Raw genomic sequence first — 17876 nt, forward strand, 5'->3', positions numbered from 1 at the left:
ATGTTAAATTGGTTTGATTATTGTTATAATGTTTGTACATAGAGATTCACTCCTATCCTTGGGTTTTTGTCGATTTAAGAATAGCAGAGTTGAATTCTCTATGCTACATAAAATGCAAAAAAGCCTCGGAAAAATTTCCGAAGCTTTTTTGTGTTAACTAGGACTTTTGTCCCAGCCTCTTCTCGTTAAACTCTGGGATCTAAACGCCTATCGTCCCAGTCTCGATTGATGATCAAACTTATTTAGCATTCTTCATGAGGGGGCTATCCCGGTCGGTTCCAAACCACTTCATATTGATCTTGTGAAGCTCACCATTTTTGGCCAATCGGTTGAGGCCCTGGTCAATTTTCTTTTTCAAGACCGTATCCCCTTTCCGCATCCCGACCCCATATTGTTCCTTGGGAAATTCACTGGGAATTGACTTAAAACTGGATTGATTGGGTTGGTGTTCCAAATAATAGCCGGCGTAGATACTGTCAATCAACAATCCCTGAATTCGGTTCGCATTCAAGTCGATGAAAGCATCGGTGAATGTATCATACAAAATCGGCTCATGTCCCTTAATCCGATCTTTGAGTAGCTTGGGTTGGTTGTCAATGTCCATTGCACCCGCCGAGCCGCTCTGAACCCCGGCCGTCTTGCCTTTCATATCTGCAAAGTTTTTAATATGTTGATTCTTCTTAGAAACTAGTACCTGATCATTAATTAAATAGGGTTCACTGAAGGTAATCTTCTTGGCCCGTTGTGGATTAATTGAAAAGCCGTTCCAAATCAGGTCAATCGTGCCGTTTCGAAGCTCAGTGACGTTCATTGACCAATCAATTGGCTGAAAATCAACTTTAATGCCATACTGTTTGAACACAGCCCGAGCCAGATCAACATCGTAGCCGACAATCTTGCCGCTCTTCGTCTGGAAGCCCATCGGGACGAAACTATCGTCCAAGCCAACCACAATTCGTTTTTGTTTGGAAACCGTCGACCAAGTATCCGGATTTTCTTGAGAGCCCTGACGACTGACATAGCGAACGCCACAACCTGATAAGCCCGCAGTTACTAAGAGGAGGCTGGTAATGAGTAATAATCGTTTCAAAGATTTTAACATGCTACCCCTCCTACTGAATTTGTTTAACCTGTTGAATTTCATCCGCAACGTTCTTGGCAAAATCCATATCATGGGTAACCACGATTTGGGTCATTTCCTGCTGCTTGAGATCTAAGATAATTTGAGCAACTTCATCTCTCAAAGCTGGATCAAGTGCCGACGTTGGTTCATCATAGCAGAGAATCTTCGGCCGCATTGCCAGTGCGCGAACAATTGCCACCCGCTGTTTTTGACCGCCGGAAAGCTGGTAGGGATATAAATTTTCTTTGCCCTCCAAGCCCAAGCGACTTAATAATTCACGGGCATATTTCTTCACATCGGTCATCGGTTCTTTTTTGACCATTGTTGGTGCCAAAGTGATGTTCCCAAGTACCGTTAAGTTAGGGAATAATTGGTAGTCCTGGAAGACCACCCCGATGATCGTATCTTTTTGAGTCGTGTTGGTTGGATCAAACTTTGTTCCTTTCCAGTAAAATTCGCCGGTATTTACGGATTCCAAACCCGTAATACAACGCAACAAGGTCGTTTTGCCGGCACCGGAAGGGCCAACAATTGCCATAATTTCGTTATCTTTGACGGTCATTGACAAATCATCGATAATCGTCCGAGTCCCAAACCGCTTCGTTAAGTTCTTAATTTCTAACATTGTAATCCCCTCCTAGCGCCATACATTCTCACGTTTCTCGATTAGCTTCAGAACAATGGTACATACAGCAGTTAATGCCAAGTAAATAATGCCAACTAATATTAGTGGTAATAGCGTGACATCTCGGGCTGTTGCGACGTTACCGGCTCGAAGCAAGTCACCCAACCCGATAACGTACACCAGTGAGGAATCCTTAACCAGGTTGATAACCTCATTGCCAATTGATGGCAAAACAATTTTAAAGACCTGAGGAATCACGATCTTACGAATTGTTTGCCCATAACTTAATCGCAGAACCTTGGCACTTTCAAACTGGCCCTTCGGAACAGATTGAAAACCGCCCCGAAAGATTTCACCGAAGTATGCGGTGTAATTCAAAATAAAGGCAAACATGGCGGCATCGTAACGTTGGAAAACAATATGAATGATTGGTAATCCATAAAACACAAATATTAATTGCAATAGCAGCGGTGTTCCCCGCATGATCCAAACATAAAAGTTGAGCAGCCAAGTGAGCGGCTTAAATTTTTGAATCAACCCTAGTCCAACCAAGGCGCCTAATGGAATGGAACAAATCAGCGTCCAGAAGAAAATTGACAGGGTCATTTTGGTCCCAGATAATAATGCCGGTAAAATTTCTTGAATATATTGAATCATTTGACATCCCTCCATAAAAAAATCCCCCTGAGTACAATTAACTCAAGAGGACGATGGTTTTCGCGGTTCCACCTCAATTCGCAACGGGTTCACACCCGCTGCCTCATGAAGTTTAGTTATGTTTTAGAACAAAAAATCCTCTTAAGCCATGATGACTTAAGAGGACGATTATTCGCGGTTCCACCTCTGATTCATCTTCCACTCACATGAAAGATCTCAATGGGTTTAATATGCAACATACTAAACTTCAGCAATAACGCGCTTACCGCTTTTCCCTACTCTGTTCAGAAAAATGACTCCCAGATGTGACGATTAACGATCAAATGCCCAACTTCCACCTTGATGAGCTCTCTGTGATTTGACTGGTTAACCGATTCTGATCAACGTCTTTAAAACTCTTTAATTAAGTTAGATTCATAATAATATTAAATGCCTATCACGTCAAGGACTTTTATCCTTTACGGAACCAATGAGTCACCTTTTGCCAGAATGACGGCTGTTGTTCATCCTTAATTTCCATCAAAGGAACCGATTCACCGACCAGTCGCCGAGCAATATCACGGTAACCCTGACCTGCAGGATTTTCGGCTTGAAGGACGACTGGTTCACCGTTGTTGGAAGTGGTAATAACCGCATCATCATCAAAGATAATTCCCAATAATTCGACCCCTAAATGATGAGTAATTTCATCAACATCCATCACTGAACCATCCTTCATCATATGCTGACGAATACGATTGATGATCAGGTGTGGCTGCTCTTGAAGTGGGTGTTGTTCGAGGAGGCCAACAACCCGGTCGGCGTCTCTCACCGCAGAGATTTCCGGCGTTGTCACAATAATCGCGCTGTCTGCACCGGCAATTGCATTCATGAAACCTTGCTCGATTCCTGCGGGACAATCAATCAGAATAAAATCAAAATCGGGTTTTAATTCATCAACAATTTCACGAACCTGGTCTTCGTTGAGAGCTGTCTTATCGGTATTTTGAGCTGCTGGCAACAGGTAAAGCAGATCATCAAATCGCTTGTCTTTAACCAATGCCTGGCTGAGCTTGGCGCGACCGCTGGCAACATCAACAATATCATACATAATCCGGTTGTCCAATCCAAGGACAACGTCCAAGTTACGCAATCCAATATCAAGGTCCAGAAGAACCACCTTTTTACCCAGCATGGCAAGTGCAGTCCCAATATTAGCAGAAGAAGTTGTCTTACCGACTCCCCCTTTACCCGATGTTATAACATAAGCCTTACCCATTGATGACTCCTCCTATCTGATTGTAAAACTTGGGATTGATTTGTTTGAGATCCTCAACTTTGCCATAATCCAGTACGTGCAGATCATTCACATAAATCACCGTGCCACTGTTCATTTCACGGTTCATATCAGCCACAATCTCAAATTGTTCGCCGATTCGAACCTGTTGAGCGTTATGTACATCCCCAATAATCATCTTATCCTCAAGATCAGGTGCTCCGGCTTGAATAATCCCCCCGACATTTCCAAGAACAAAAATGTTACCGCCAACAAACAGCTTACCACCCTCATGAACGGTACCTAAAAATAAGACGTCGCCCGGTAGATGAACCTCTTGGCCGTTTCGGATCACTCTATCAATAATATGAACACTCGATTGTTCGAGAATCCGGTTGGACTCTTCTTTAGTGATCACATCCGACGTGATCTTATGGACCGAAAAGTAAGAATAATCCGAAAAAATCTTTTCAAGCTCGGAACGGTCAGCTGCCGGCCACAATCGCATTCCCGTATAAATGTCAAATGCAATGGTCTGCGGATTAGTTGACGCTGTCTGTGTTTTCAAATTGTCCAGCAGTTTTCGAAGTGAGGAAAAAATATCCTTCAGATTGGCATTTTCATCCAGGATAATCTCATAACCATCCTTGGTGCCCTTTAACACGGCTGCATCTTGCATTGTCTACTCCCCTTTTTATTGCCTATGAGTCCTATAAAGCGCCTCAACCGGAAAGTAAACAATTGTCAATAAAACCAGATTGAGGGCCAGTGTAGGTGCCAATGTGTTGACTAGGAATTGAGCAACGGAGGAATCCGTTTCCCCAATAAAGACATTGGCCATATATCCTAGGCTAACTAAGACTGTAATTCCCAAAAAGTACACCAAAAAGCCACTCATGAAATTCGGTGGCAAGCTTTGGTAAACCAGTTGGCATAAATAAACGACTAATGGAAAAATAAACACATATACCCCAAGTAGTCCCGTATAGTACATGTCAAAAATAAACCCGATGACAGCGGCCCAAGTGTATAAGTGCAACTTTTTGCCATTACCAAAGAAGGCTGCCAGGATCAACCAGAGAACTGTTAAGTACGGAACCATGGCATTGGGATATTTGAACAAAATACCCGACATGGTCTGACTGATGGAACCATCAAAAAAGAACGCAATGAATTGTCCAATGACAAAGTAAACTGCAATGGGAATTTTTCGCTTCACTTAGATGTCCCTCCCATCAATCTCTGATTGCAACTGAAACAACTTCGATATCGTTCAAGTTGGCAGCCGGCTTAATATAAACTTTTTTGGCAAGACCATAATCGTCTTGGGTCACTTTTGAAACGGTTCCAACGTAGATCCCCTTCGGAATAACGCCACCGAGTCCACTAGTTGTCACCCGATTGCCAACGGATAATTTGGCATTCGAGGTAATATTGCCCATGATAATTCGGTTCGCAGCGGAATCGTACGAAGTGATAATGCCATTAACAACCTTAGAATTATCGCCAAGAACTTGAATGGCAAACCGGTTGGAGTTTTCAGCAGTATTGGATATTAAAACGACCTTACTGTTGGTTTTATTGACTTCAGCAACGGTTCCAATCAGACCAGGACCTGCAATAACGGGCATATCTTTCTTAATCCCGGAAGCCTGGCCCTTATTAATAATGACCTGACTTGCCCAAGACGACGGTGTCCGGGTGATAACAGCTGCGTTGATTTTTTCATATCCGGTCAAAGTATTGCCAACGTTTAATTGACGCTTTAATTGTTTATTTTCTCGCGACAAAACCTGATCCTTGACCTGGGTTTGGGTCAATTGATCAACTTTTGATTTAAGACGTTGATTTTCCTGATAAGTATTCAAAAGATTCTTAGTCGAAACAAACCCATGATGAATGCCGTTCATTGGGGTAGCAACAATCCGATCAGCAAAACCAACAATATCATTTCCAAATTGTTGTACTAAGGGCGGTGTATTCCGCTTATCCCGAATGGCAACCGATAATGACATTAATCCAAAACTGACGATCAAACAGATTACGACAATGACAAGCTTTCGACTGGAGAAAAATTTTTGCATAATTGCCTCCATTCGTTATTCAATAATTAACCGGTGTAACTGGCTAATTATTGTTTTTTCTTCATTACATTAATGCTCTTTAATGATTCTCCAGTTCCAATGGCAACACAATCAAGTGGGTCCGAGGCAATAGAAACGGGAACTTGAGTGGCTTCCGCAATCACGTCCGTAATATTTCTGAGTAAGGCACCGCCACCCGTCAACACAATGCCATGATCGATCACATCGGCTGCAATTTCAGGCGATGTCTCTTCAAGCGTTTCCTTAATCGTGGCAATAATGGCAACGACTGATTCGTTGATCGCTTTGTTGACATCTACTCCGCTAATCTCAACGGTCGTTGGTAGGCCGGTTACCAAATCGCGGCCACGAACGGGAACAGCTTTAATCTGTTCAGCTTCCTTGGCAGAAGCTGAACCAATATCAATCTTAAGCTGTTCAGAAGTCCGTTCACCAATCAACAGATTATATTTTTGACGAACATATTGGGCAATTGCTTCATTGAGCTTGTCGCCAGCCATTCGAACAGATCTGCTGGAAACAATGCCGCCCAAAGAAATCGTTGCAACATCGGTTGTTCCACCACCAATATCAACCACCATGCTACCGGTTGGATCCATCACTGGTAGCCCAGCACCAATTGCCGCAGCAAATGGTTCCTCGATCACATACGCATCTCTGGCACCAGCAACTCTGGTAGCATCAATAACGGCCCGTTTTTCAACAGCCGTAATGCCAGTTGGCACACAAACCATAACATAAGGTTTACCGGATGAATGTCCCAAAGCCTTTTGAATAAAGTACTTCATCATTGCGACGGTGGTATCATAATCGGCAATCACACCATCTTTCATTGGTCGAACAGCTTGGATACTTGCCGGTGTGCGCCCAATCATCGCCCGAGCTTCGGCACCAACAGCAATCACCTCGCCGCTTTTAGTGCTCTTAGCAACCACTGACGGTTCGCGAAGGACAATTCCTTTGCCCTCCACGTAAACGATCGTATTAGCGGTCCCAAGATCAATTCCTATGTTTTTTTCCCCAAATCCAAACACGTTATCCATCCCTTCGTTGTCTATCAACTTAATTTAGTTCGATTTTTATAGATTTATTTATTATTGTTTAACGAAACAAGTATATCATAACGCGTCCAAAAATAAATAAAATCAAGTGAAACGACGCCCGATTTAATAGATTATTTGAAATTATGCTCAGGGTCCAATAAGAACTTTCGAACATCAGAAATAAAATATAACGATCCGGTAATTAATAGCATATCATCGGGCGTTAGTTTCCGTTTCAACTTTCCAATTGCATCCTGCCAATCATCAATAGCGGAAACATTTTTCGGTTGAGTTTTCAGTTGACTTTCCAGTTTTTCTGGATTGGCAGCCAGTCGTTTACCAGGCCCGGCAAACTGGGTCAGGATAATCGACGCATTTTGAACGGATGCCATTTTGTCGACCATTTTATCCGCCTGCTTATCCGCCAAAATCCCCATCAAAATATAAATGTGACCCTGGGGAAAATCAGTCTGTAGCGTATCAACGATTAAGTTGACTGCCGAAATATTGTGAGCACCATCCAGAACAATTGTTGGTTTGGTCGAAATTTTTTCAAATCGACCCGCCCAGTGCGTTGCGGCAATTCCTTTTTGAATGTTTTTGGCAGTCACAGCACGCTTTGTCAGTCGCTGGTAATCGATGTATGCCTGGATTGCTAAACCAGCGTTATGGGTCTGATAATCACCAATCAAGGCCGTTTGAATATCATGTAAGCAAAAGTCTGCTGAAGTAAAATCAAAATGCTGAACCCAATTGCGCTCACCAAGATCTTTGACCTCAAAATCCCGGCCTAGAATTTGAATCGGACTTTGTTTTTGGTTGGCCTGAGCAACGATCACTTTAAGTGGTTCGGGGTCAACACCGCCCACCACCACTGGGACACCGTTTTTGATAATCCCGGCCTTTTGAAAAGCAATCTTAGGCAGTGTATTCCCTAAAATGTGCATGTGATCCCAGCCAATTGACGTAATGACCGACACTTTTGGCAAAATGACATTGGTTGAATCATACAAACCACCAAGCCCAACCTCGATCAAAACAATATCGGCATGTCCCTCAGCAAAGTACTTGAACATCATTGCCGTCACAATTTCAAATTCTGTCGGTCCGCCCTCTGGTAGTTCAGTATCAAGCTTAGCAATCGTTGGATAGATTTCCTGAGTGAGTCTCAAAATTTCACTGTCAGAAATTCCGACCCCATTGACGCTGATCCGCTCGTTAAATTTAATCAAAAATGGTGATGTAAAACTGCCCACTGTTTTACCTTCCGCCTCAAACAGATTGCGTAAGAATGCCAAGGTCGATCCCTTACCATTGGTGCCGGCAATGTGAATGGCGTTAAGGCTTTTATCCGGTGCACCCAATTCGTCTAAGAATCGTCGCATGCGTTTTAAGGTTGGAATTTTCTTGAATTTAGTCCGTCCATGAATGAAAGCCAGTGCTTCATCATATGTGTTAATCATCATTGTCTCCTTAAAAAACGTGGGCAAAAATGCGGTTTTCATCCCGACTGGTGCCGGAAAACAGCATTTAATCCCACGCTTTTTTGAATTTAAAGTTATTAAGTCAGTTTACATTTCATTGGAAATTTGTTGGAGTCGTTCTTTAGCCGCATCCAATTTGGATTGATAATCCGCCTGCTTGGTCTTTTCTTCTGCAACAACCGCATCAGGGGCGTTCTCAACAAACCGTTTATTGGCCAGTTTCTTGTTTGAACGAGCAACTTCAGATTGATATTTATCAACGTCCTTTTGAACCCGAGCCTGTTCATCCTTCAAATCAACCAATTCAGCCAGGGGAACAAAGACGGTGGCATCAGTAATCACCGCTGACATCGACAACTTGGGTGCCTCAATATCTTTGCCAATTTGTAATTCCTGCGTGTGGCAGAATCGGTCAATATAGTCTCGATTGGCTTCAAAGATTGATTTAAGCGTCTGATTGTCAGTTTGAATCAACATATCGATCGGTGAAGACAGTGGTGCATTAGCCTCGTTTCGAATGTTTCGAACTGCCGTAATCAAATCAATCAAGGACTGCATCTGATGTTCGGACGTTTTATCGTCAAACTCTTTGTGGTCAACTGGATAATCAGCAGTTACCAACGACTTGCCGACGTGAGGCATCATCTGCCAAATATACTCGGTTACAAAGGGCATAATCGGCTGCAGTAAACGAAGGGTTTGATCCAACACGTAGGCCAGAATATTTTGGGTATTCTTCTTCAGTTTCTCATCGTCACTGTTGAGGGCTTCCTTACTCATTTCGATGTACCAGTCACAGAAATCATTCCAGATGAAGTCATATAGATAACGATCCGCTTCACCAAAATTATATTTCTCGAACAGATCGGAAACGTGGTTAACAGTCGCGTTCAGCCGGCTCAAAATCCATTTATCGGATAATTGCCATTCAGACTTGTCGGGCAATTCGGGTTGATCAATGCCATCCAAATTCATGATAACGTACCGGCTGGCATTCCAAATCTTGTTAATAAAGTTCCAAGCCGAATCCATCTTGTCATAACTGAACTTCAGGTCTTGGCCTGGTGTTCCACCAATTGACAGGAACCAACGAAGGGCATCAGCACCATACTTGTCGATGACATCCATTGGATCAATGCCGTTTCCAAGGGACTTAGACATCTTGCGTCCTTGAGAATCACGGATTAAGCCGTGGAGCAGGACGTCTTTAAATGGCCGCCTTTGAGTGAATTCCAAGCTTTGGAAAATCATTCGAGAAACCCAGAAGAAGATGATGTCGTATCCGGTAACCAAGGTATCAGTTGGGAAATAGCGTTTCATATCTTCTGTGTCATCTGGCCAGCCCATGGTCGAAAATGGCCACAAAGCAGATGAGAACCAGGTATCCAATACATCTGGATCCTGCTCCCAATTTTCTGCATCTTTAGGCGCTTCCATTCCAACGTAGGTCTCACCGGTCTGCTTATTGTACCAAGCAGGAATCTGGTGGCCCCACCAAAGTTGGCGAGAAATGACCCAGTCGTGGACATTTTCCATCCACTGTTCAAAGGTCCCTTCGAAGCGATCTGGGAAAAAGTTGACCTTGTCATTTGTATCCTGGTTCTTAATTGCCTGTTCGGCCAATGGTTTCATCTTCACAAACCATTGAGTCGACAGCCGTGCTTCAACTTGGACACCTGTCCGCTCTGAATGACCAACTGAATGGACGATTGGATCGATTGACAGCATCAAGCCTTCATCCTCGAGATCTTTGACCATTGCCTTTCTGGCTTCAAAGCGGTCCATACCCTTATACTTACCGGCATTTTCGTTCATTGAGGCATCTTCGTTCATCGTGTTGATGCGTTTTAAATTGTGGCGATTTCCAACCTTAAAGTCATTTGGGTCATGGGCTGGGGTGATTTTCACCATCCCTGTTCCAAAGTCAGGATCAACGTATTGATCGGCAATGATCGGAACTTCTCGATTAATCAAAGGCACGAGAACTTTCTTTCCGACAAGTTCTTTGTAACGCTCATCAGATGGATTAACCGCAACGGCAGTATCGCCCATCATAGTTTCAGGCCTGGTGGTCGCAATTTCAATGTAATCTTTGCCATTGAAAGTCGTGCCATCGGTGAAGGGATATTTAACGTGGTAGAAGGCACCTTTGTCGTCCTTATGAATGACTTCGATGTCAGATAGCGCCGTTCTTGCCTGTGGGTCCCAGTTAATGATGTATTCGCCGCGATAAATTAAGCCTTTATTGTACAACGAAACAAAGACTTTGCGAACCGCTTTTGATAACCCTTTATCCAAGGTGAATCGCTCACGACTGTAATCTAGGGACAGTCCAAGTTTGGCCCACTGTTCCTTAATCGTCCGGGCAAAATCATCTTTCCACTCCCAAACCTTTTCAACAAATTTTTCCCGGCCTAAATCGTAACGGGAAATGCCTTGTTTACGGAGTTTGGCTTCGACCTTAGCCTGGGTGGCAATTCCCGCGTGATCCATTCCTGGCAGCCAAAGGGTATCATAGCCCTGCATCCGTTTACGGCGAATAATCATATCTTGGAGCGTTGTATCCCAAGCATGACCAAGATGCAGCTTACCAGTGACATTTGGTGGCGGTAAAACAATTGAGAATGGTTTGGCTTTCTTGTCCCCACTAGGTGTGAACACCCCTTCTTCTAACCATTCGTTATATCTGCCCTTTTCGACAGCAGTTGGATCATACTTCGTTGACATTTCATGCAATTTGTCTGACATAACGTCACTCCTTCCAAAACGTAAATCGTTTTTATGTAACAAAAAACACCCCGTCCTGTAAATTAGGACGAAGTGTTCGCGGTACCACCTAAATTGGGCTAAAAAGCCCCACTTAATATCATAATAACGGTCTGATAATACCGACTTGCCCTCGCTAAAAGACAAGCAGCTCACAAGCTACCTTCACACACCCTTGGTAAAAATCTCGCAGCAATGATTTTCTTTCTGAAACCAAAGGGATAGTTACTCTCTTGCTCAACACTTTAATTTAATTTTAATCTTAACTAAATACTCGCTAATCGTCAATACGTTGAGCAACTTTTTCCAAAGCATCCAGTGCATCGGCGTAATCCGGCTCGTCATGAATTTCTTGAACAACCTGGCGATAAATAATCTTCCCAGTTGCATCGATAATAAAAATTGTTCGTGCCAAAGCCCCAAAATTGGGTAGATAAAGCTTCATTGCGTATCCCAAAGAAAGATTCTCGTCGGATAGCATTTGTAAATTTTGAACGCCCTGAGCAGCACACCAATTTTTCTGCTGTTCAACCGTATTGTTGGAAACCGTTAAGAAACGAACATCAGGAAACTTGTCTGCTTCCTGGTTAAACTTGCGGGTTTCAACTGAACAAACCGGGGTATCAATATCAGGTACCGTTGAAAGCAAGGTCATTCTGCCAATAATATCAGCAGTTTTGACCTTATTGCCGTCTGCATCTTCAAGCTTAAACTTTGGCAGCTGTTCACCCACTTCGGGCGGATTACCAAACATACTTTCTTCTTTACCATTGATCGTGATTTTCATAAAAGCACTCCCTTGGTCTAACGACTTTATACATAATGTAGCCTAAACAGACGCAATACGCAAGTCTTCAAATGATTAAAGCAACTCGGCAAAGACGTCTTGGTTTTGGTTTAAGAACTCTTCACCAGGCTTAATATCGGTAATTTCAATGTTATCGATTGCTTTTTTCATCAATCCTTCAACATCAATATATTGTTCAAACTTGCGCGATTTAGCCAAATCAGGCCGCGTCTTTGGTGCCGGTGGTGTAAAAATTGTACAACAATCTTCAAATGGCAGAATCGATAAATCATAGGTGTTGATCTGCTTAGAAATCTTGATGATCTCCGTTTTGTCCATCGAAACCAATGGTCGAAGAACCGGCATGGTTGTAACGTCATTAATCGCCATCATGCTCTCCAAGGTTTGTGAGGCAACTTGTCCCAATGCTTCACCGGTGAATACCCCACTGCAGTGCCGATTCTGGGTAATTTGAGCCGCAATTCTCAGCATCATCCTTCGCTGGATCGTCATCAAATAGCCTTCAGGGACTTTTTCCTTGATGGTTTCTTGAATCTCAGTGAATGGTACTTGGATGAACTGAATGTTACCCGAATATTTGCCCAACACAGACGTTAACTGTTTGGCTTTATTTAAAGCTTGTTCGCCAGTGTATGGGGGACTGTAAAAATGAATCATGTCAATCTTGACACCGCGTTTCATGGCCAAATACGTCGCAACCGGCGAATCAATGCCACCGGATAGCATCATCGTTGCTCGACCACCGGTTCCAACCGGCAAACCGCCAGCGCCATGAATCTTTTCAGATGAGAGAAACGCGCCATTCATTCGAATTTCAACTCGAATCGAGATATCTGGGTGTTTAACGTCAACCGTGATTCCGGGCATATTCTCAAGAATATAATCCCCTAACTGGTTATTGATCTGATTAGTATCATATTCAAAATGTTTATCCTGGCGTCTGGTATTGATCTTAAAGGTGGCACCATCATGATACTGCTCTTTCACCATTTCAAGCGCAGTCTGCTTGATGATCGCCATATCCTTTTCAAGCCGAACGGAAGGATAGAAATTTTCGATGCCGAAAACACCCTTTAAACTCTCGATGACCTGCTTGTCATCCTCACCGTTTAAAGCAACATGAAGACGATCCCGCTGAGGTTTAACCTCAAGTTTGGGAAATGGATGGAGAACAGCTCGTACGTTCTTGCCGAGCTGCTTAATAAAGTCCTTTTTATTTTTGCCCTTTGTGGACAGTTCGCCGTAACGAACCATAATTTCTGTATAGTGCATAGTTACTCCTAACTTAATTTGTCAAATTCTTCATACAGCTGGTCAAATACTTTTACGAATTGTTTGGCTTCATCAAGTGTATTATGATCCCCAAGTGAAATTCGAACCGCACTCGTCGCAATGTCGTCAGGAACCTGCATGGCATTTAAGGTGCCGGATTCTGTATGATCCTTTGATGAGCAAGCGCTGGTCGTAGAAATGTATATGCCCTGTTTTTCAAAGGCATGAACAATCGTTTCTCCCCGGACTCCTTTAATCGCAAAACAAAGGATATGGGGGGCAAAAGTATCGTCATTCTTGGAGAAAATGGTGACTTTATCAAATTGGCTGATGTGGTCCATAATCAACTGCTTAATCTGGTGCTCAGTTTCAATCGCGCTGGGTTCTTTTTCAAGCACCAATCGAATGGCTTTGGCCATGGCAGCAATTCCCGGAAGGTTCTCAGTACCGGAACGTTGATTCTTTTCCTGCCCGCCGCCGTTCATTAATGGCGCAATTCGACGGCCGCGGCGACCATAGATGAAGCCGGTCCCCCGCGGTGCATGAAACTTGTGACCTGAAAATGCCGCGAAGTCAGTTCTGTCATTAAAAATCTCTTCCTGAATTCCCTTACCAAGACCCTGAACAGCATCAATGTGAAAATGAATTTTGGGATAGTTCTTCAGTAATTCGGCAGCTTCTTTAATTGGCTGAATCGTGCCAATTTCATTGTTGACGGCCATAATTGAAACCAACGTGGTATCCGGACGGATAGCCGCCTTTAGATCGGCAATCGAAATCCGGCCTTCATCATCAACTGGTAGATAAGTGACCTCATATCCCAGCTGTTTGAGCTGCTCGAAAGAATTACGAACTGCAGCATGTTCAACTGAGGTTGTGATCAGGTGCTTGCCAAATTCGCGTTTTTCAATTGCTGTCCCCTTGATGACCCAATTGTCACCCTCGGTTCCGCCACTCGTAAAGTAGATTTCATCTGGATGAACGTGCAGTAAATCGGCAATCTGCCTTCTGGATTGTTCCAACAGATTAAAGGCCTGTTCACCAAAGTTGTGTAAGCTCGACGGGTTGCCCCAAATCTGCTCACTGACTTTATTATAAGTGTCAAGAACTTCCGGTAATACTTTTGTGGTGGCACTATTATCAAAATAAATCATTTGAAACCTTCTTCTCTAAATTTATTGGTTCGACTCCAACAAATATAACTCTCACGATAATACACCCAAACCGTGAGTCTCACAAGCATTGTCGCTAGACAGTCAATATGGAAAACAAAGAGACTGAGACAATAGGCGTTAAACTCTGGGATCTGCCGTTTGCCGCAGATTTTTGCAAGATAGAAGTGGTGATCAAAGTTGCCATTACAAACGCGGAAGAGTTATGTCCCAGCCTCTCAAGCGTTCAATTATCCTGCATCTTCATTAGATTTTTCTGTCTTCAAATGTTTCTTAGCATTGAAATAATCATCTTTTATTTTGGTAAACATCCCAGATGATTGCTTTTCTAATGCCTTGGAGATAATATTTAAACTCTGCTCGTAGTCATATTTTTGGTCAAAATACATTTGGGCAGTTTTACTGGCCGCAGCAATTTCAGAGTTACTGCCGATAAACCGGTTGGCATACTGAATTGTCTGTTCCGCCAGCGTCGCATCATCAATCAACTGATTGGTCTTTTCTTCCAATGTGTCCATATCAGATTGAATAATTGTCAATTGCTTGGAAATGTCATCAATATCGATTTGTGGCTGATTCATGGCGTCCTCTAGATGATTGATTTCTCGAATAACTGCCGCAAAAGCATCTTGGTAGTCATTCGATAACCCAGGAAGGTTATGATTATCAATTCGCCGTTTGGTGTTTCGCATCGCCAAATCAAACTTCGCCAAGGCATCCCTGGCTGTTTGCTCCTGCTGGGGCAACTGAACCGTTGAGGAGAACAAATCCTTTTGCTCAGACTCAATCTGGCCAAGTTCTTTCATCATGTGCATTTGGTCAGCATCAATGGTTGAATAAACGGCTTCCCCATTCTTCATAGCATTGATCTCATCTTGATACTTTTTTTCAATCGTGGAAATTTGTTGATCAAATTGATGATTGTTTTCAATTTCTTGATGATTCAAAACATAGCTTTTGTCGAGTGTTTCAAGTCGAAGCTGCAGATCACTGTTCTGCTTACGGACATGTTCGATGTATTGGCCAATAATTGTGGTGTTTTTCTCAACATTGGGCCGAGCCTGAAATTCTTTATCAATTGCATCATACAATTTGTCAATGCGGTCGGCAATATCTTGAGTCGCCTTTTCAACCGAATCAATCTCCAGGGTCTTCAACTTATTCATGTTAACTTTAATCTGGTCTGAGATTCCTTTAAGTGCGTCATCGAAATGGTCGTTTGGAAAATTATACTGTTTGCCTTTAAGTTCCTTATAACCACTGGTGATCTCGTTAACCTGTTCGACAAATTCATTTGACAGTAATTGATATAGCTTGGGAATCCGGCCCATATAAGATTCCAGTTTGTCAGTCGAATGATTCAAGTCGCTTAAGACGGCTTCGGCACTATTAGGATCGCCGCTCTTGGTTAGTTGCGTGAACTCGTCAAAGGTCCCCTCAATGTCAGACAACATTTTTTCCAAGCTGTCAATGCTAGGACCAAAGGACTGATTTTTGTTGAGAATGTCCTCCCGCAAGCGTTTGTACTTCTTTTCAAGTTCTTCCAGCGCTAATTTATGTTGCTTATTTAAGTCATATAGCTGAGCAAGCCCCGCTTGAATTTCCTTAAGCGTGGCGTCCGCATCGGCGATTGCTTGGTTAGCACTCTGCCAATCACTTTTAGTTTTCAAAAAATTAATGCCCTTACCGTCTTCTTTAACCGCGGCAATCCCCTCATCAATATCGGGCAACATTTGGTTCTTGTAGTGTTGATACTTGTTGTACAACTGATCATATTTCTTGTGAGATTCACCGGTTAAGTTCATTTTCTTTGCCAGCGCAAACTCATCATCCAGCGGAATTTTGTTTAAGTCCCGTTTGTTCTCGTAAACATCGGTTGCCATCTTGATCGTTCTTCTTTGATAAAATACAAAGCCAAGATAACCCGCCCCAACTAACACGATAATTCCAATCAACAAAGTAAGCATTCGATCCCATCCTTCAGAAATAAAGATAAATAATTGAACATTATGGTAGTAAAAATGTCCAAAACAATTTAATATGTATGAATAGTCAATCAATGTGTTCTAATCTGAATTATATCATAGTAGGTCCCTTTCACCATACTATTTTTGAAGTGAGGAAAACAATTATGCAAAATGTTACTAATTTAATGAATCAACAACTGGATGCACTCTTAGAAAACGAGACCGATTTGATCTCAAACATGGCTAACGCGGCTGCTCTGCTGCAGGTGAGTCTTGAAGACATCAACTGGGTTGGCTTTTATCGCTACGTTCCGGCCAATGATGAGCTGATCCTTGGCCCCTTCCAAGGAAATGTTGCCTGCATGCACATCAAGAATGGCGATGGTGTCTGCGGAACCGCCCTCAAACAAAAACATTCCTTGAGAGTTGCCGACGTTCACCAATTTGCTGGGCACATCGCTTGCGATGCCAACTCCAATTCCGAACTCGTTATACCATTATTCAAAGATGGCCAGGCCCTGGGCGTTTTGGATATTGATTCACCAATCCTCGATCGCTTTTCGAGTGAAGATGAACAGGTTCTTAACGAGTTTGCCGACATCTTTGTTAAACATGTTGACTTACGGTAGAAATCTTTATACAATGGTGATTGTGTAAAATAACGCAGCAGTAGACGGTAAGCTCGTCAACATGTTGTTGCCATTCAATTGGTTCTGCAAGTAACTCAATCGGCTGCTTGAGTGAAAGAGCAAAGCAACATGCACGAATACTAAGTCTGCAACGGCTTATTTTACTCCAAAAAAATATTGGAGGATTACTTATGTCAAGATATACAGGTCCAAGTTGGAGAATTTCACGTCGTTTGGGTATCTCTTTATCAGGTACTGGTAAAGAACTCTCTCGTCGTCCTTATGCTCCTGGTGATCACGGTCAAGGCCGTCGTTCAAAACTTTCAGAATATGGTTTGCAATTACACGAAAAGCAAAAGCTTCGTTACATGTACGGACTTACTGAACGTCAATTCAGTAACCTGTTCGTTCGTGCCGGCAAGATCCGTGAAGGTAAGCATGGTGTTAACTTCATGATCTTACTCGAAGAGCGTTTGGATAACATGGTTTATCGTTTAGGTTTGGCTACTACTCGTCGCCAGGCTCGTCAATTAGTAAACCATGGCCACATCACTGTTGATGGCAAGCGTGTTGATATTCCATCATATGAAGTTCAACCTGGTCAAGTAATCTCTGTTCGTGAGAAGTCTAAAGACCTCCAAGTTATCAAGGATGCTGTTGAAGCTGTTGTGGGTCGTCCACAATACGTTAGCTTCGATGCAGACAAGCTTGAAGGCTCATTAGTACGTCTTCCACAACGTGAAGAACTTGATGCTGATATTGATGAATCACTGATTGTTGAATACTACAACAAGCTGGGTTAATCATTCAGCGAGCGTTTTGCTTATGCAAAGCGCTTTTTTTGGGTTCTTCGTCAACTGTTGTTGGTGAACAAAATATTGGAGTTCTAATCACTTGGTGATTAGAGCTCTTTTTGTATGAACTCGAAAAGCAAACAGTACTCTGAGCCGGAATCTGAAGAAGTTTCGGT

16 protein-coding genes and 1 other annotated feature are annotated in these 17876 nt (G+C 42.9%); of the genes, 2 read left to right on the forward strand and 14 right to left on the reverse strand.

Going from position 1 to position 17876, the window contains the following annotated elements; genetic code table 11:
- Positions 1-238: 238 nt before the first annotated feature.
- The 14 genes from LPKJCM_RS03420 to ezrA all read right to left on the reverse strand — a co-directional run bounded on the left by LPKJCM_RS03420 (position 239) and on the right by ezrA (position 16277).
- Entirely contained in the window at positions 239-1102 is an 864-nt protein-coding gene (locus LPKJCM_RS03420) for an amino acid ABC transporter substrate-binding protein (RefSeq protein WP_057962969.1), read from the reverse strand.
- 10 nt (positions 1103-1112) lie between these two features.
- Positions 1113-1748 (reverse strand): amino acid ABC transporter ATP-binding protein, encoded by a 636-nt coding sequence (locus LPKJCM_RS03425; protein WP_057962968.1) that lies wholly within the window; start codon positions 1746-1748, stop codon positions 1113-1115.
- A gap of 12 nt (positions 1749-1760) precedes the next feature.
- Positions 1761-2405, reverse strand: a complete 645-nt coding sequence (locus tag LPKJCM_RS03430; protein ID WP_013727720.1) for an amino acid ABC transporter permease — start codon at positions 2403-2405, stop codon at positions 1761-1763.
- A 451-nt stretch (positions 2406-2856) separates the two neighbouring features.
- Positions 2857-3663, reverse strand: coding sequence for a septum site-determining protein MinD (gene minD / locus LPKJCM_RS03435; protein ID WP_057962967.1), 807 nt, complete (start codon positions 3661-3663; stop codon positions 2857-2859).
- On the reverse strand, positions 3656-4339 hold the full coding sequence (locus LPKJCM_RS03440) for a septum site-determining protein MinC (protein WP_057962966.1): 684 nt from the start codon (positions 4337-4339) through the stop codon (positions 3656-3658). The genes minD and LPKJCM_RS03440 overlap by 8 nt, the downstream gene beginning before the upstream one ends.
- A gap of 15 nt (positions 4340-4354) precedes the next feature.
- Positions 4355-4879 carry a rod shape-determining protein MreD gene (mreD, locus tag LPKJCM_RS03445; RefSeq protein WP_057962965.1) on the reverse strand — a complete coding sequence of 175 codons (525 nt, stop codon included), beginning with the start codon at positions 4877-4879 and terminating at the stop codon, positions 4355-4357.
- A gap of 16 nt (positions 4880-4895) precedes the next feature.
- Positions 4896-5744, reverse strand: coding sequence for a rod shape-determining protein MreC (mreC, locus tag LPKJCM_RS03450; RefSeq protein ID WP_174659005.1), 849 nt, complete (start codon positions 5742-5744; stop codon positions 4896-4898).
- 47 nt (positions 5745-5791) lie between these two features.
- Positions 5792-6799, reverse strand: a complete 1008-nt coding sequence (locus tag LPKJCM_RS03455) for a rod shape-determining protein (protein WP_275667833.1) — start codon at positions 6797-6799, stop codon at positions 5792-5794.
- A 140-nt stretch (positions 6800-6939) separates the two neighbouring features.
- Positions 6940-8271: a bifunctional folylpolyglutamate synthase/dihydrofolate synthase gene (locus LPKJCM_RS03460; RefSeq protein WP_057962962.1), complete on the reverse strand. Its 1332-nt coding sequence runs from the start codon at positions 8269-8271 to the stop codon at positions 6940-6942.
- A gap of 108 nt (positions 8272-8379) precedes the next feature.
- On the reverse strand, positions 8380-11040 hold the full coding sequence (locus LPKJCM_RS03465; protein WP_057962961.1) for a valine--tRNA ligase: 2661 nt from the start codon (positions 11038-11040) through the stop codon (positions 8380-8382).
- A 60-nt stretch (positions 11041-11100) separates the two neighbouring features.
- Positions 11101-11308 (reverse strand) — a binding site (T-box leader).
- Between the two features lie 27 nt (positions 11309-11335).
- Positions 11336-11845 carry a thiol peroxidase gene (tpx, locus tag LPKJCM_RS03470; RefSeq protein ID WP_057962960.1) on the reverse strand — a complete coding sequence of 170 codons (510 nt, stop codon included), beginning with the start codon at positions 11843-11845 and terminating at the stop codon, positions 11336-11338.
- Between the two features lie 75 nt (positions 11846-11920).
- The gene (gene thiI, locus LPKJCM_RS03475; protein WP_057962959.1) at positions 11921-13138 is read right to left on the reverse strand and encodes a tRNA uracil 4-sulfurtransferase ThiI; all 1218 of its coding nucleotides are present in this window, start codon (positions 13136-13138) and stop codon (positions 11921-11923) included.
- An 8-nt stretch (positions 13139-13146) separates the two neighbouring features.
- The gene (locus tag LPKJCM_RS03480) at positions 13147-14292 is read right to left on the reverse strand and encodes a cysteine desulfurase family protein (RefSeq protein ID WP_087069540.1); all 1146 of its coding nucleotides are present in this window, start codon (positions 14290-14292) and stop codon (positions 13147-13149) included.
- 248 nt (positions 14293-14540) lie between these two features.
- Positions 14541-16277, reverse strand: a complete 1737-nt coding sequence (gene ezrA / locus LPKJCM_RS03485; RefSeq protein ID WP_057962957.1) for a septation ring formation regulator EzrA — start codon at positions 16275-16277, stop codon at positions 14541-14543.
- Between the two features lie 164 nt (positions 16278-16441).
- Between ezrA and msrC the strand changes: the two genes are divergently transcribed.
- Together msrC and rpsD are read left to right on the forward strand one after the other, a co-directional pair.
- Complete coding sequence (msrC, locus tag LPKJCM_RS03490) at positions 16442-16906, forward strand: free L-methionine (R)-S-oxide reductase MsrC (protein WP_057962956.1); 465 nt, start codon at positions 16442-16444, stop codon at positions 16904-16906.
- A 191-nt stretch (positions 16907-17097) separates the two neighbouring features.
- Positions 17098-17709 (forward strand): 30S ribosomal protein S4, encoded by a 612-nt coding sequence (gene rpsD / locus LPKJCM_RS03495; RefSeq protein ID WP_013727707.1) that lies wholly within the window; start codon positions 17098-17100, stop codon positions 17707-17709.
- Positions 17710-17876 lie beyond the last annotated feature (167 nt).

The organism is Lentilactobacillus parakefiri (assembly GCF_002157585.1).
Lineage (GTDB): Bacteria > Bacillota > Bacilli > Lactobacillales > Lactobacillaceae > Lentilactobacillus > Lentilactobacillus parakefiri.

Excerpts from the sequence above, each read along its gene's own strand:
- LPKJCM_RS03430 (WP_013727720.1), bottom strand. The coding sequence starts at position 2,405 with ATGATTCAATATATTCAAGAAATTTTACCGGCATTATTATCTGGGACC.
- LPKJCM_RS03425 (WP_057962968.1), bottom strand. The coding sequence starts at position 1,748 with ATGTTAGAAATTAAGAACTTAACGAAGCGGTTTGGGACTCGGACGATT.
- tpx (WP_057962960.1), bottom strand. The coding sequence starts at position 11,845 with ATGAAAATCACGATCAATGGTAAAGAAGAAAGTATGTTTGGTAATCCG.
- LPKJCM_RS03420 (WP_057962969.1), bottom strand. The coding sequence starts at position 1,102 with ATGTTAAAATCTTTGAAACGATTATTACTCATTACCAGCCTCCTCTTA.
- mreC (WP_174659005.1), bottom strand. The coding sequence starts at position 5,744 with ATGCAAAAATTTTTCTCCAGTCGAAAGCTTGTCATTGTCGTAATCTGT.
- ezrA (WP_057962957.1), bottom strand. The coding sequence starts at position 16,277 with ATGCTTACTTTGTTGATTGGAATTATCGTGTTAGTTGGGGCGGGTTAT.
- LPKJCM_RS03460 (WP_057962962.1), bottom strand. The coding sequence starts at position 8,271 with ATGATTAACACATATGATGAAGCACTGGCTTTCATTCATGGACGGACT.
- msrC (WP_057962956.1), top strand. The coding sequence starts at position 16,442 with ATGCAAAATGTTACTAATTTAATGAATCAACAACTGGATGCACTCTTA.
- LPKJCM_RS03480 (WP_087069540.1), bottom strand. The coding sequence starts at position 14,292 with ATGATTTATTTTGATAATAGTGCCACCACAAAAGTATTACCGGAAGTT.
- LPKJCM_RS03440 (WP_057962966.1), bottom strand. The coding sequence starts at position 4,339 with ATGCAAGATGCAGCCGTGTTAAAGGGCACCAAGGATGGTTATGAGATT.
- thiI (WP_057962959.1), bottom strand. The coding sequence starts at position 13,138 with ATGCACTATACAGAAATTATGGTTCGTTACGGCGAACTGTCCACAAAG.
- minD (WP_057962967.1), bottom strand. The coding sequence starts at position 3,663 with ATGGGTAAGGCTTATGTTATAACATCGGGTAAAGGGGGAGTCGGTAAG.
- rpsD (WP_013727707.1), top strand. The coding sequence starts at position 17,098 with ATGTCAAGATATACAGGTCCAAGTTGGAGAATTTCACGTCGTTTGGGT.
- LPKJCM_RS03465 (WP_057962961.1), bottom strand. The coding sequence starts at position 11,040 with ATGTCAGACAAATTGCATGAAATGTCAACGAAGTATGATCCAACTGCT.